We start from the raw sequence: 13,556 nt of genomic DNA on the forward strand, positions 1-13,556 counted from the left end.
GACCCGCGGACCCTAAGCTTGTGCAGTGCGCCTCGTGATAGCCCAGTGCACCGTCGACTACGTCGGCCGGCTCACCGCTCATCTGCCCTCCGCGCGGCGACTGCTGCTCGTCAAGGCCGACGGCTCGGTCAGCGTGCATGCTGACGACCGTGCCTACAAGCCGCTGAACTGGATGAGCCCGCCCTGTTGGCTCACCGAGAACGAGGCCGACGACGGCCCTGATGCGGTGTGGGTGGTGGAGAACAAGGCCGGCGAGCGGCTGCGCATCACGCTGGAGGCGATCGAGCACGACTCCAGCCACGAACTCGGCGTCGATCCCGGTCTGGTGAAGGACGGCGTCGAAGCCCATCTGCAGGAGCTGCTGGCCGAGCACATCGAGCTGCTCGGTGACGGCTACACCCTGGTGCGCCGCGAGTACATGACCGCCATCGGGCCGGTGGACATCCTGGCCCGCGACGAGCAGGGCCGCTCGGTGGCCGTGGAGATCAAGCGCCGCGGCGAGATCGACGGTGTCGAACAGCTGACGCGCTACCTCGAGCTGCTCAACCGCGACAGCCTGCTGGCTCCGGTCACCGGCGTGTTCGCCGCCCAGCAGATCAAGCCGCAGGCGCGCACCCTGGCCGCCGACCGCGGAATCCGCTGTGTCGCATTGGATTACGACAAGATGCGCGGTATGGACAGCGACGAGTTCCGGCTGTTCTGATGCCAGGCCGCAGACCGGAACGCCGGAAGGGGACCGGTCTGCCGCCGCTGCCTGGGCATCGCCGCATCGAAGCGGGTACCGACGGCTACGACTACGAGGTGCGTCCGATCGCGGCGGCGCGTGCCGTCAAGAACTACCGCTGCCCGGGATGCGATCACGAGATCCGCAGCGGCGCAGCCCATGTGGTGGTGTGGCGGGTCGACGAGGGGGCGGCCGGTGATGCCGGTGTGGAGGACCGCCGGCACTGGCACTCGCCGTGCTGGGCCAACCGCTCGAACCGCGGTCCGACCCGGAAGTGGTCGTAGCGCTCTAGTGAGCGGCGTGCTCGACGAGCTCCACCAGCACGCCGCCGGCGTCCTTGGGGTGGATGAAGTTGATGCGCGAGCTGGCGGTACCGCGGCGCGGTGCGTCGTAGATCAGCCGCACACCCTGGCTACGCAGCTGCTCGGAGAGTGCGTCGAGGTCGCTGACCCGATAGGCCATCTGCTGGATGCCGGGGCCACGCTTGTCGATGAACTTGGCGATGGTCGAGTTCTCGTCGAGCGGGGCCATCAGCTGGATCTGGGCGCAGTCGGACGACGCGCCGCGCAGAGACAGCATGGCCTCACGGATGCCCTGGTCTTCGTTGATCTCCTCGTGCACCAGAATCATGCCGAGATGCTCGTGGTACCACTGGATCGCCACGTCGAGATCCGGCACGGCGATACCGACGTGGTCGACACCCGTGACGAGCGCGCTGGCCAGGACTGGAGGGGCGTCAATTTGCTCAGCAGTCATAACGCAAAGGTAACCTAAGACAAGGGATCCAACACTGGTGGATCTGTGAATAGCCGTAGCGGAGCGGCTCGAAACACCCTTGGAGGTAGTGATGACGACATCTGTGATTGTTGCTGGAGCGCGGACTCCCATCGGCAAGCTGATGGGTTCGCTGAAGGATCTCTCGGGCAGCGATCTGGGCGCGATCGCCATCAAGGGCGCCCTGGAGAAGGCAGGCGTTCCGGCCTCGCTCGTCGAGTACGTGATCATGGGTCAGGTGCTGACGGCCGGTGCGGGCCAGATGCCCGCCCGCCAGTCCGCGGTGGCCGCCGGGATCGGCTGGGACGTGCCGGCATTGACCATCAACAAGATGTGCCTGTCCGGCATCGACTCCATCGCCCTGGCCGACCAGCTCATCCGGGCCGGTGAGTTCGACGTCGTCGTCGCCGGCGGCCAGGAGTCGATGACCAAGGCCCCCCACCTGCTGATGAACAGCCGCGAAGGCTACAAGTATGGCGACGTCACCGTGCTCGACCACCTCGCCTACGACGGCCTGCACGACGTCTTCACCGATCAGCCGATGGGTGCGCTGACCGAGCAGCGCAACGACGAGGACAAATTCACCCGGGCCGAGCAGGACGAGTTCGCCGCGGCCTCGCACCAGAAGGCCGCCGCGGCCTGGAAGGACGGCGTCTTCGCCGACGAGGTCGTCCCGGTGGCCATCCCGCAGCGCAAGGGCGACCCGATCGAGTTTCTCGAGGACGAAGGCATCCGGGCGAACACCACGGCGGAGTCGCTGTCCGGTCTCAAGCCCGCCTTCCGCAAGGACGGCACCATCACCGCTGGCTCGGCGTCCCAACTCTCCGACAGCGGTTGCGCTGTCGTGGTCATGAACAAGGCCAAAGCCCAGGAACTGGGCCTGACGTGGCTGTGCGAAATCGGCGCCCACGGCGTCGTCGCCGGCCCGGACTCCACCCTGCAGTCGCAGCCGGCGAACGCCATCAAGAAGGCGCTCGCCCGCGAGGGCATCTCCGCTGACCAGCTCGACGTCATCGAGATCAACGAGGCTTTCGCCGCCGTGGCGATGGCCTCGACCCGTGAACTGGGGGTGGACCCGGAAAGGGTCAACCGCAACGGCGGCGCGATCGCGATGGGCCACCCGATCGGCATGTCCGGCGCGCGCATCACGCTGCACGCCGCCCTGGAGCTCGCTCGGCGCGGTTCGGGGTATGCGGTGGCGGCGCTGTGCGGCGCGGGCGGCCAGGGCGACGCTCTGATCCTGCGGGCCTAGCCGAGTCGACTACGGCACGTAGTAGCTGGGTCGGCGGTCCGGCACAATGGCGCCATGACGAGCGCTTTCGACATCCGCAGCACCGCTGGACGGTTCCGGGTGGTGGCATTGGCCGAAGCAGTGAGCTGGGTCGGGCTGCTGATCGGGATGTACTTCAAGTACCTGGGCAGCCCGCGCACCGAGATCGGGGTCGAGGTCTTCGGAATGGCGCACGGCCTGGTCTTCATCGCGTTCGTGGTCACCGCGGTGCTGGCCGGCATCGCCTGCTCGTGGAGCGCCGGGACATGGTTGCTGGCGTTGCTGGGCAGTATCGTGCCGCTGGGTAGTGTGATCTTCCTCATATGGGCCGATCGGGGCGCGAAATTGGGCCCCGCGCGCGGGTCTCAGAAGGCCCCGGACGGCTCTGCCGAGCCGGTGGATTCGGCACGCTCGCTGACGTGACAGACTTGAGGGCGTGACGCGTCCACGCCCTTCGATCTCGCCGGCGTTGGCCGGTGCCGTCGACCTCTCCGTCCTCAAGCAGCGAGCCCAGGACTCGGCGGGCGGTTCGGCACCCGCCGGCGGTGTCGAGATCACCGAGGCCAACTTCGAAGCCGAGGCACTGCTCCGGTCCAGTCGGGTTCCAGTCGTCGTGCTGCTGTGGTCCCCGCGCAGCGAAGTCTGCGTCCAGCTGGCCGACGTGCTCGCCGGGTTGGCGGCCGCCGACGGCGGGAAATGGTCGCTGGCCACCGTCAACGTCGATGTGGTGCCCCGGGTCGCCCAGATGTTCGGCATCGAGGCGGTGCCCACCGTCGTGGCGCTGGCGGGGGGTCAGCCGCTGGCCAGCTTCCAGGGACCGCAGCCGCCCGAGCAGTTGCGGCGCTGGGTGGACTCGCTGCTCGCGGCGACCGCCGGAAAGCTTGGTGGCGGGCCGGATTCCGACGACGTCGAGCAGGTCGACCCGGCGCTCGCCCAGGCGCGCGAGCATCTCGAGGCCGGCGATTTCGCGGCGGCCTCGGCGGCATACCGGGCCGTCCTCGACGCCGACCCCGGCAATGCGGAAGCCAGGGGCGCGCTGACGCAGATCACCTTCCTGGAGCGCGCCACCGCGCACCGCCCGGACGCGGTTGGCGTCGCCGATGCCGAACCCGATGACATCGAGGCGGCGTTCGCGGCGGCCGACGTCCAAATCCTCAATCAGGATGTGACCGCTGCTTTCGACCGGTTGATTGCCCTGGTACGCAGGATATCCGGTGACGAGCGCTCCGCGGTGCGCACCCGTTTGATCGAGCTGTTCGAGCTGTTCGACCCCGCCGATCCGGACGTGATCAAGGGCCGGCGCAACCTGGCCAACGCGCTGTACTAGTCCGCCGAGCAGACGCAAAGGTGCCCGACACGCCGAGGTTTTGGGGGCGTTTGCGTCTGCTCGCGAGGGAAAATCAGGCAGGCTCGAGCCAGATCGCCGAGGTGGGCGGCAGGACCAGCACGGCCGAGGCAGGCCGGCCGTGCCACGGGTCGTCGGTGGCCTCAACGGCCCCGAAATTGCCCACCCCTGCGCCGTTGTAGATCGTCGCGTCGCTGTTGAGCACCTCCCGCCAGGTGCCGGCATGCGGCAGGCCGAGCCGGTAGCGGGTGTGCTCGGTGCCGGAGAAGTTGAACACGCAGGCCAGCACCGAACCGTCGCTACCATAACGCAGGAAGCTCAGCACGTTGTTGGCCGAGTCATTGGCGTCGATCCACGAGTAGCCCTCGGGTCGGGTGTCCTGGCTCCACAACGCCGGACGGCTGCGGTAGATCTGGTTGATGTCGGCGACGAACTTCTGCACACCGTTGGAGTAGCTGTTCTCGTCGAGCTGGTACCAGTCCACCCCGCGCTCCTCGGACCACTCCGCGCGCTGCCCGAACTCCTGCCCCATGAACAGCAGTTGCTTGCCGGGATGCGCCGACTGGTAGGCCAACAGACTGCGCAGCCCGGCGGCTTTGACGTGGTCGTTGCCCGGCATGCGTCCCCACAGTGTGCCCTTGCCGTGCACAACCTCGTCATGGCTGAGCGGCAGCACGTAGTTCTCGCTGAACGCGTACAGCATGGAGAACGTCATCTCGTGGTGGTGATAGGTGCGATAGATGGGGTCGCGGCTGATGTAGTCCAGGGTGTCGTGCATCCACCCCATGTTCCACTTCATCGAAAAGCCAAGGCCACCAAGGTTGGTGGGCCTGGTGACACCCGGCCACGCGGTGGACTCCTCGGCGATGGTGACGATGCCCGGAGCGGCCTTGTGCACGGCGGCGTTCATCTCCTGCAGGAAGTGCACCGCCTCGAGGTCCTCCCGGCCGCCGTAGATGTTCGGGGTCCAGTCGCCCGCCGGTCGCGAGTAGTCCAGGTAGAGCATCGAGGCCACCGCGTCGACCCGCAGGCCGTCGATGTGGAACTCCTGGAGCCAGTACAGCGCGTTGGCTACCAGGAAGTTGCGCACCTCGGGCCGGCCGAAGTTGAAAACGTAGGTGCCCCAGTCCAATTGCTCACCGCGGCGCGGATCGGAATGCTCGTAGAGCGCGGTGCCGTCGAAGCGGCCCAGCGCCCAGTCGTCCTTGGGGAAGTGCGCGGGCACCCAGTCGACGATCACACCGATGCCCGCCGCGTGCAGCGCGTCAACGAGGAACCGGAAGTCATCGGGGGAGCCGAACCGCGACGTCGGCGCGTAGTACGAGGTCACCTGATAGCCCCACGACCCGCCGAACGGATGCTCGGCGACCGGCAGGAACTCGACGTGGGTGAAGCCTTGCGCCACGACGTATTCGGTGAGCTGCTCAGCGAGCTCGCGGTAGCTGAGCCCCGGGCGCCAGGAGCCGAGGTGGACCTCGTAGGTACTCATCGGCTCGAAGACCGGATTGACCGTCGCGCGCCGGGCCATCCACTCGGCGTCGTCCCAGGTGTAGTTCGACACCGAGACCTTCGAGGCGGTGTGCGGCGGCACTTCGGTGGCGAACGCGAACGGGTCGGCACGGTCGGTGACCGAGCCGTCGACGCCATGTACGCGGAACTTGTAGAGGCCGTCGGTGGGGAAGCCGGGCCGGAACAACTCCCAGACCCCCGAGGAGCCCAGCACGCGCATCGGCGCATCATTGCCGTCCCAGTGGTTGAACTCACCGATGAGGTTGATGCCCTTGGCATTCGGGGCCCACACCGCAAACGACACACCGTCTACCACGCCGTCGGCGGTGGTGAACGAGCACGGGTGCGCGCCGAGAATCTCCCACAGCCGTTCGTGTCGTCCCTCGGCGAACAGATGCAGGTCGATCTCACCGAGGGTCGGCAGGAACCGATAGCCGTCAGCCACGGTGTTCGTCACCGGTCTCCCGTCGGCACCCGGATAGCTGACCTCCAGTCGGTAGTCGACGAGGTTGGTGAACGGCAGGGCAACCGCGAACAGGCCGGAGTCGATGCGGGTGAACGGATACCGCTGACCGCCGACGAGGGCCACCACCTCGAGTGCGTGGGGCCTCAGCGCGCGGATCACCGTGTGGTCGTCGTACTCATGCGCACCGAGGATGCCGTGCGGGTTGTGGTGCACCCCGGCCACCAGGCGGGCCAGATCTCCGGGGTCCGGCGCCAGGTAAGGGCTGGCGAGCTCTTCGGATCTCGTCATTTGTCCCCTAGGCTCCTCTCGTTCGCGTCATACGCGCCGAAGCAGACCCGCGCGCTGCTCGGCGGGAATCAATGGCATGTTCAGGATGTGTGCGACGGCTCTGGCCGGTTCGATGCGTACGAAGTTGGACCGCCCCCATTGGTATTCCTCCCCGGTGATCTCGTCCCGAACCCAGAAGTGGTCATAGGGGTGCATACCCAATGCGGGCATGTCCAGCCACAAGGTTCCCCCTTCGGCGGCGAACGCGTTGAGGGTGACGACCACCAGCACGGTGTCGCCGGTGACGGGATCGAACTTGCTGTAGGCCAGCAGTGCGTCGTTGTCGACGTGGTGGAAGGTGATGGTGCGCATCTGGCACAGGGCCGGATGGACGCGGCGAATCTCGTTGAGGCGCTTGAGGAATGGCTCCAGCGAGCGTCCTTCGGCCAGCGCCGCCTCGAAGTCGCGGGGCCGCAGCTCGAACTTCTCGGAGTTCAGGTACTCCTCGCTGCCCTCGCGGACTGCGACGTGCTCGAAGAGCTCGAAGCCGGAGTAGACGCCCCACGACGTGCCCATGGTGGCGGCCAGCACGGCCCGGATCGCGAACATGCCCGGACCGCCCTGCTGAAGGCTCTCGTGCAGGATGTCGGGGGTGTTGACGAACAGGTTGGGCCGCGCGTAATCGGCGTGCTCGGCGATCTGGCGGCCGAACTCCTCGAGCTCCCACTTGGCCGTACGCCAGGTGAAGTACGAATACGATTGCGTGAAGCCGAGTTTGGCCAGACCGTACAGTCGCGCCGGTCGGGTGAAGGCCTCCGAGAGGAACAACACGTCGGGGTCGGCAGACTTGACCTCGCTGATCAGCCAGGCCCAGAAGTTCGGCGGCTTGGTGTGCGGGTTGTCGACCCGAAAGATCTTGACCCCGTGGTCCATCCAGTGCCGCACCACCCGCAGCACCTCGTCGTACAAGCCGGCCGGATCGTTGTCGAAGTTCAGCGGATAGATGTCCTGATACTTCTTCGGGGGGTTCTCCGCGTAGGCGATCGTCCCGTCGGGAAGCTCGGTGAACCACTGCCGGTGGTTCTTGGCCCACGGGTGATCCGGCGCGCACTGCAGCGCCAGGTCCAGCGCCACCTCCAGACCGTTGTCCCGGGCGGCGGCGACGAACCGGTCGAAGTCCTCAATCGTGCCGAGGTCGGGATGCAGTGCGTCGTGGCCGCCTTCGTCACTGCCGACGGCCCACGGCGAGCCCACATCGTCCGGCTCGGCGGTCACGGCGTTGTTGCGGCCCTTGCGGTGCACCTTGCCGATCGGATGGATCGGCGGTAGATAGACCACGTTGAAGCCCATCGCGGCGACCCGCGGTAGCGCCGCTGCCGCGGTGGCGAATGTGCCGTGCACCGGCCTGCCCCCGGCGTCCCACCCTCCGGTGGACCGCGGAAAGAGCTCGTACCAGGCGCTGCACCGGGCAAGCGGGCGGTCCACCCACACGCCGTAGGCGGCGCCGCGGGTCATCAGTTCCCGCAGCGGATACTGCGCCAGCAGGCCGGTGACCTCGTGCGACAACGCTAGCGCCGCACGGGTGACCGGATCGCCCGGCTCGCGCAGCGCCGCGGCGGCGTGCAGCAGCGGCGTGCGGCGGTCGCGGGGAACGCCGGTGGCGGCGCGCTCCAGCAGCCGGGCTCCCACCAGCAGATCGTTGTTCAGTTCGGTTTCACCCTGACCGGCGTCGAGTTTGGCCGTCACGGCGTGGTGCCATGTCGCGATCGGATCGCCCCACCCGTCGATCCGGTAGGTCCATAGGCCCACCCGGTCGGGCACGAACTGGCCGTGGAACAGGTCCGGCGTACGGCCGGTCGACATCGCGTACAGCTGCGGCTTGATCCGGCTGGTGGCTGGGCCGGGCGCGGCCACCTCCCCGCCCTCGAGCGCCTTGACCCGCCGGGCGGGGTGCTGTCCGAGTTGTGGATAGGCCGCTCCCAGGTAGCGGACGACCAACGTAGCGGCTACCGCGTCGTGGCCCTCGCGCCAGACCGACGCCGACACCGGGACCACCTCCCCGACGACCGCTTTGGCCGGATAGGTACCGCAGGACACAACGGGCGCGACGTCATCGATCTCGATACGACCGGGCACCCAAACCACTCCATTCGTGACTCGTAACGACGTGGCCTGTGCCGCGCCGGTTTCGTCGTGCTGTCGCTCTCGTGCCTTCTCGGGGTAACCGCATCACGCTCTGTTCACACCGTAGTGGGCCGACCGGCGCGGGTGGAAGAAGCGCACCCGCGGCTGGCGCGCTCAGCTAAGGTTGGGACCCGTGAAGGCGCTGCGTAGGTTCACGGTCCGTGCCCACCTGCCCCAGCGGCTCTCCGCGCTCGGCCGGTTGTCCACCAACCTGAGGTGGTCGTGGGACAAACCGACACAGGATCTCTTCGCGTCGATCGACCCCGCACTGTGGCGGCAGGCTGGTCAGGATCCGGTCGCGTTACTGGGGGCGGTCAACCCCGCGCGCCTTGACGAGCTGGCCGGCGACCAGGCATTCCTCGCCGGTCTGGACGCGCTGTCCGCCGATCTCGACGACTACCTGGCCAGGCCGATGTGGTACCAGGAACACAATCCGGCCGACATGCCCACCGGCATCGCGTACTTCTCGATGGAGTTCGGCGTGGCCGGAGTGCTGCCCAACTACTCGGGCGGCCTAGGCATTCTCGCCGGTGACCACCTCAAGTCAGCCTCGGATCTCGGCCTGCCGTTGATCGCGGTGGGCCTGCACTACCGGTCCGGTTACTTCCGCCAGTCGCTGACCGCCGACGGCTGGCAGCGGGAGAACTACCCGTCGCTGGACCCGCAGGGCCTTCCGCTGCGTCTGCTCACCGACGCCGCCGGTGCGCCGGTGCTCGTCGAGCTGGCCATGCCGGAGTCCGCCCAGCTGCGGGCCCGGGTATGGGTGGCCCGGGTCGGCCGGATTCCACTGCTGCTGCTCGACTCCGACATCCCGGAGAACGAGCACGATCTGCGCAACGTCACCGACCGGCTCTACGGCGGCGACCAGGAGCACCGCATCAAGCAGGAGCTGCTGGCCGGCGTCGGCGGCGTGCGCGCCATCCGCGCGTACACCGCCATCGAGGGCCTGCCCGCGCCGGATGTGTTCCACATGAACGAGGGCCACGCCGGCTTCCTCGGCGTCGAGCGCATCCGCGAGTTCATGGCCTCGGACAGGCTTGACTTCGACACCGCGCTGACGGTGGTGCGCTCCAGCACGGTGTTCACCACCCACACACCGGTGCCGGCGGGTATCGACCGGTTCCCGGAGGAGATGGTGCAGCGCTATCTCGGCGACGACGGTCCCGATGGACTGCTGCCCGGCGTTCCGGTGGAACGCGTGCTGGCATTCGGCGCCGAGGACGACCCGCTGATGTTCAACATGGCGCACATGGGCCTGCGGCTCGCGCAGCGCGCCAACGGGGTGTCGCTGCTGCACAGGTGGGTCAGCCGCCACATGTTCGACGAACTGTGGCCCGGTTTCGACCCTGCAGAGGTTCCGATCGGCTCCATCACCAACGGTGTGCACGGCCCGACATGGGCTGCTCCGCAGTGGCTGGAACTGGGCCGCGAGCTCGCGGGTTCCGCCGAGGCATTGCGCGAGCCGCAGGTGTGGGAACGCCTGCAGGAGGTCGAGCCCGGCCACATCTGGTGGATCCGGTCGCAGCTGCGCGCCAAGCTGGTCGACGACGTGCGACTGCGGCTGCGCCGCTCCTGGCTGGAACGCGGTGCGTCAGAGGCCGAATTGGGCTGGATTGCAACGGCTTTCGATCCAGACGTGCTGACGCTCGGGTTCGCCAGGCGGGTTCCCACCTACAAGCGCCTGACCCTGATGCTGCGCGACCCCGAGCTGCTCGAGGCGCTGCTGCTCGACCCGGACAGGCCGCTTCAGCTGATCGTCGCGGGTAAGTCGCACCCCGCCGACGACGCCGGAAAGGCCCTCATCCAGCAGGTGGTCAAGTTCGCTGACCGGCCCGAGGTTCGGCATCGCATCGCCTTCCTGCCCGACTACGACATGTCGATGGCGCGGCTGCTGTACTGGGGTTGCGATGTGTGGCTGAACAATCCGCTGCGACCGCTGGAGGCGTGCGGCACGTCGGGCATGAAGAGCGCCTTGAACGGCGGGCTGAACCTGTCCATCCGCGACGGCTGGTGGGACGAGTGGTACGACGGCGAAAACGGCTGGGAGATACCGACTGCCGACGGACTGGCCGACGAAGGTCGCCGCGACGATCTGGAGGCCGCCGCGCTCTACGACCTGCTGGAGCAATCGGTGGGCCCGAAGTTCTACGACCGCGACGGCACCGGTGTGCCGACCCGCTGGGTCGAGATGGTCCGCCACACCCTGCAGTCGCTGGGCCCCAAGGTGCTCGCATCGCGCATGGTGCGCGACTACACCGAGAAGTACTACGCCCCGGCCGCCCAGTCGCTGCGCCGGACTGTCCAGCCGATCGATGGCCTGCCCTTCGGCGTCGCCCGCGAGCTGACCGCATACCGCCTTCGGGCGCGCGAGGCCTGGCCGAAGGTCACCATCACCGATGTCGACAGCACCGGTCTGCCGGACACCCCGGTGCTGGGGTCGCAGCTCACGCTCACCGCGGCCGTGCAACTGGCCGGCCTGAAGCCCGACGAGGTCGCGGTGCAGGCCGTGCTGGGCCGAGTCGACGCCGCCGACGTCCTACAGGAGCCCACCTATGTGGGCATGGTTCACACCGGATCGGGTGACGGCGACACGGAGATCTTCTCCACCACGACGCCACTTCCGGTGGCCGGATCGGTCGGCTACACCGTGCGGGTGCTGCCGCATAACCCCCTGTTGGCCGGTGACAACGAATTGGGCCTGGTGGCTCTGGCGTAACGCTGACGGCTCCAGACGCGGTTAGCAGCCTAAAGGGAGCCGCATGTAGGTTCCCTGAAGGAGTGTCGGCCGGTCCATCATCGAGGCGGACCAACGGCGCGCCGGGAAGGCTTTCGGGGCAGTGTTTGTACGTGGTGCAGCCGCTGTGGCGCTGGTTGGTTCCTTGCTCGTTACGTCGGCGCCGGCTTGGGCCGACCCGGATCCCACAGCTCCCGACGCGGCCACGCCGGTTTCGGCCGAAGTTCCCGACGCCGCAGTGCCGGTGGACGATGGCAGGGTCGAGTCCACCTCGCCGGCCACCACGAAATCACCCGACGGCTGGACGTTGACGGTCTCGGCCAAGGACGAGATCCAGATGCCGGTGGCCCCGCTGACCACGGCGATCTCGTCGCGTGAGTACATCGTCGGCGGGGTCTACAACGGGGCGCTCAGCGGCAGCGGCGACTCCCCGAAGGGCGTCTTCGAGGTCGGCTACCAGATCGGCTGCGGCATCGACATGAGCACCTCCAACGGTGTGACGCTGACCGGAACCGCGGGCATCGGCCCGTCCGTCAGCAACTTCGGCCTGGCCTTCCCCGGAGTGCTGCCCGACGGAGTCCTGCCCGCCGTCGGCGGGAACATCGGCGGGGGCATCACCGTCGGCCTCAAGCCCGGCATCATCAACGTCTTCCCGGTGACCAAGAAGGAATACAAGGGCCCCGCGCCGTGGGTGTCGATCAGCAACTTCCACGTCAAGATCGACGGCTGCGTGGGCGAGTCGTTCATCCGCTCCTACGCGACGCTCACCAAATCCACCGACCAGGGCGAGGCGATCCTGTCCTGGTACGGCGTGACCAAGAAAATCTGACCCCACGGTCGTCACGGGAAGCGCTTGAGGCAGCGCTCCTGATCGCCCAGCACGCCGATCCGGAACGCATCGATCCGGGAGAACCCGGCCGGCACCGTCTCACCGTTGATGTCGCTGGCGGCCAGCCCGTTGGTCAGCAGCCCCGACACCGCCTCGTCGATGTCGCCGGCAGTGAGCGCCACCGTGTTGCCGTCGGGGGTGGTGACCTCCTCTGACAGCTTCGTGGTGGCCACCCCGGTCAGACACGCGGTGCGCAACCCGGCCGTTGCGTTGTCGAGCACCAGGCCGCTCTGCTGATGCTGAAGCGCCAGCATGTAGCGCGACACCACCACCGAGTAGGCGGTGTTGTCACCTTGGACCAGCACGTTGTCCTGGCCCTCGTTCGGCGCGCCGATCTTCTCCAGCCCCGGCAGGTCGACCGCGATGGTGTTGGTGGCCGGGCAGAACGACACCGGCGGACTGGGCCGGGCGTCCGGGCAGGTCGATGCCGAGGCGGCGTCGAACATCAGGTGAGGCGGGTTCTTCGGAGAGAACAGGATGTTCATCGCGTCGACAATCGCCCTCGTCGACTCCTCACTCACCGGCCACTCACCGGTCTGGTCCGACTGCAGTTCGACAGGCAGGTCGCCGCGACGCTGGCCGATCTCGGCGGCGTCGATCGCCGCGCACGACGACGCCCCATCGGTGAATCCGAACTGGAACGCCGAGATTCGCTCGAAGGCCGAGCCGTGCTCGTCACCGGTGCTGTAGTAGTCGTTCTGGCTGAGCAGCGGGTCGCGGAACGAGATCATCGCCGCCAGAAGGTTGTTCAGCCCGTCGCCGGTGGACAGCGTGAAGCGTGGTGAGTTGCCCTCGGCCACCCACCGCATGTACACCCCGGCGAAGCAGTCGGCCTGCTGCTCGGCCACCAGCGTCGGGGTGCCCTTCTTGTTCAGCTTGGCCAGCTTCTGGATGGCGTGGCCGTACTCGTGGGCCAGCACCATCGTGATGGCCATGTCGCCGTTGGCCTGCCGCAGGGAGGGCAGCAGCACGCCGCGGTCCCAGCCGATGGTGTTGTCGTCCTCGCAGAAAGCGGCGTTGATCAGGCCGTCGGTGCTCTCGTCGCAGAACGTGCCGGCATAGCCGTTGGGGTCCCAGGAGATGAGGTCCTTGACCGGTTGGAACTTGCCGTCGAAGGTCTGGCTGTACGCCTCCTGCCAGAAGGTCTCCAGATCGCTGACGGACTGCGCGGCGATCTCGTCGTCCTTGCCGCCGTCACCGTCGGTGACCTCGCGGGTGGGCTTCTCGGCGTTCGAGCGCAACCCGCTGTCGCCGTCGACGGCCTGCAGGCCCGCCACCTTGAACGGGTCCTCGAAGATCGACACCGGTTTGCCCTGCACGGTGGTGCCGCAGCCGGCCAGCACCACCGCGGCACCGGCGACGGCGAGCAGACGTCGCAGGTGTCGTGGACGCAC

General features: G+C 67.7%; 11 protein-coding genes. 7 read left to right on the plus strand and 4 right to left on the minus strand.

Annotated elements, in window-relative coordinates:
- Positions 1-25: 25 nt before the first annotated feature.
- Positions 26-703, plus strand: coding sequence for an endonuclease NucS (nucS, locus tag K9U37_RS09165; protein ID WP_243071416.1), 678 nt, complete (start codon positions 26-28; stop codon positions 701-703).
- The gene (locus tag K9U37_RS09170; RefSeq protein WP_243071417.1) at positions 703-1,008 is read left to right on the plus strand and encodes an Rv1322 family protein; all 306 of its coding nucleotides are present in this window, start codon (positions 703-705) and stop codon (positions 1,006-1,008) included. Before nucS ends, K9U37_RS09170 begins: the two co-directional genes overlap by 1 nt.
- Before the next feature lie 4 nt (positions 1,009-1,012).
- Here K9U37_RS09170 and mce read toward each other — a convergent pair whose 3' ends face one another.
- Entirely contained in the window at positions 1,013-1,480 is a 468-nt protein-coding gene (mce, locus tag K9U37_RS09175; protein ID WP_243071418.1) for a methylmalonyl-CoA epimerase, read from the minus strand.
- Between the two features lie 91 nt (positions 1,481-1,571).
- Here mce and K9U37_RS09180 point away from each other — a divergent pair, with 91 nt between their 5' ends.
- Genes K9U37_RS09180 through K9U37_RS09190 form a run of 3 tightly spaced genes read left to right on the plus strand, consistent with a single transcriptional unit; the run spans position 1,572 to position 4,095 of the window.
- Positions 1,572-2,750 carry an acetyl-CoA C-acetyltransferase gene (locus K9U37_RS09180; RefSeq protein WP_243071419.1) on the plus strand — a complete coding sequence of 393 codons (1,179 nt, stop codon included), beginning with the start codon at positions 1,572-1,574 and terminating at the stop codon, positions 2,748-2,750.
- A 54-nt stretch (positions 2,751-2,804) separates the two neighbouring features.
- Positions 2,805-3,191 carry a DUF3817 domain-containing protein gene (locus K9U37_RS09185; RefSeq protein WP_243071420.1) on the plus strand — a complete coding sequence of 129 codons (387 nt, stop codon included), beginning with the start codon at positions 2,805-2,807 and terminating at the stop codon, positions 3,189-3,191.
- A gap of 13 nt (positions 3,192-3,204) precedes the next feature.
- Positions 3,205-4,095, plus strand: a complete 891-nt coding sequence (locus K9U37_RS09190; RefSeq protein WP_243071421.1) for a tetratricopeptide repeat protein — start codon at positions 3,205-3,207, stop codon at positions 4,093-4,095.
- Between the two features lie 73 nt (positions 4,096-4,168).
- Here K9U37_RS09190 and glgB read toward each other — a convergent pair whose 3' ends face one another.
- Positions 4,169-6,376, minus strand: a complete 2,208-nt coding sequence (gene glgB / locus K9U37_RS09195) for a 1,4-alpha-glucan branching protein GlgB (RefSeq protein ID WP_243071422.1) — start codon at positions 6,374-6,376, stop codon at positions 4,169-4,171.
- A gap of 27 nt (positions 6,377-6,403) precedes the next feature.
- A complete protein-coding gene (locus K9U37_RS09200; protein ID WP_243071423.1) occupies positions 6,404-8,491 on the minus strand; it encodes an alpha-1,4-glucan--maltose-1-phosphate maltosyltransferase in 2,088 nt (695 codons plus the stop codon).
- Positions 8,492-8,672: 181 nt separating this feature from the next.
- Between K9U37_RS09200 and glgP the strand changes: the two genes are divergently transcribed.
- Positions 8,673-11,255 (plus strand): alpha-glucan family phosphorylase, encoded by a 2,583-nt coding sequence (gene glgP / locus K9U37_RS09205; protein WP_243071424.1) that lies wholly within the window; start codon positions 8,673-8,675, stop codon positions 11,253-11,255.
- A 121-nt stretch (positions 11,256-11,376) separates the two neighbouring features.
- On the plus strand, positions 11,377-12,102 hold the full coding sequence (locus K9U37_RS09210; RefSeq protein ID WP_243071425.1) for an MspA family porin: 726 nt from the start codon (positions 11,377-11,379) through the stop codon (positions 12,100-12,102).
- A gap of 11 nt (positions 12,103-12,113) precedes the next feature.
- On the opposite strand, the gene K9U37_RS09215 is transcribed toward K9U37_RS09210, so the two are convergent.
- Positions 12,114-13,556, minus strand: a complete 1,443-nt coding sequence (locus K9U37_RS09215; protein ID WP_243071426.1) for a neutral zinc metallopeptidase — start codon at positions 13,554-13,556, stop codon at positions 12,114-12,116.

The sequence above is a fragment of the Candidatus Mycolicibacterium alkanivorans genome (assembly GCF_022760805.1).
Taxonomy (GTDB): Bacteria; Actinomycetota; Actinomycetes; order Mycobacteriales; family Mycobacteriaceae; genus Mycobacterium; species Mycobacterium alkanivorans.

Bases quoted from the DNA above. Each gene is read 5' to 3' on its own strand.
- K9U37_RS09170 (WP_243071417.1), top strand. From the start codon at position 703: ATGCCAGGCCGCAGACCGGAACGCCGGAAGGGGACCGGTCTGCCGCCG.
- mce (WP_243071418.1), bottom strand. From the start codon at position 1,480: ATGACTGCTGAGCAAATTGACGCCCCTCCAGTCCTGGCCAGCGCGCTC.
- K9U37_RS09180 (WP_243071419.1), top strand. From the start codon at position 1,572: ATGACGACATCTGTGATTGTTGCTGGAGCGCGGACTCCCATCGGCAAG.
- K9U37_RS09185 (WP_243071420.1), top strand. From the start codon at position 2,805: ATGACGAGCGCTTTCGACATCCGCAGCACCGCTGGACGGTTCCGGGTG.
- glgB (WP_243071422.1), bottom strand. From the start codon at position 6,376: ATGACGAGATCCGAAGAGCTCGCCAGCCCTTACCTGGCGCCGGACCCC.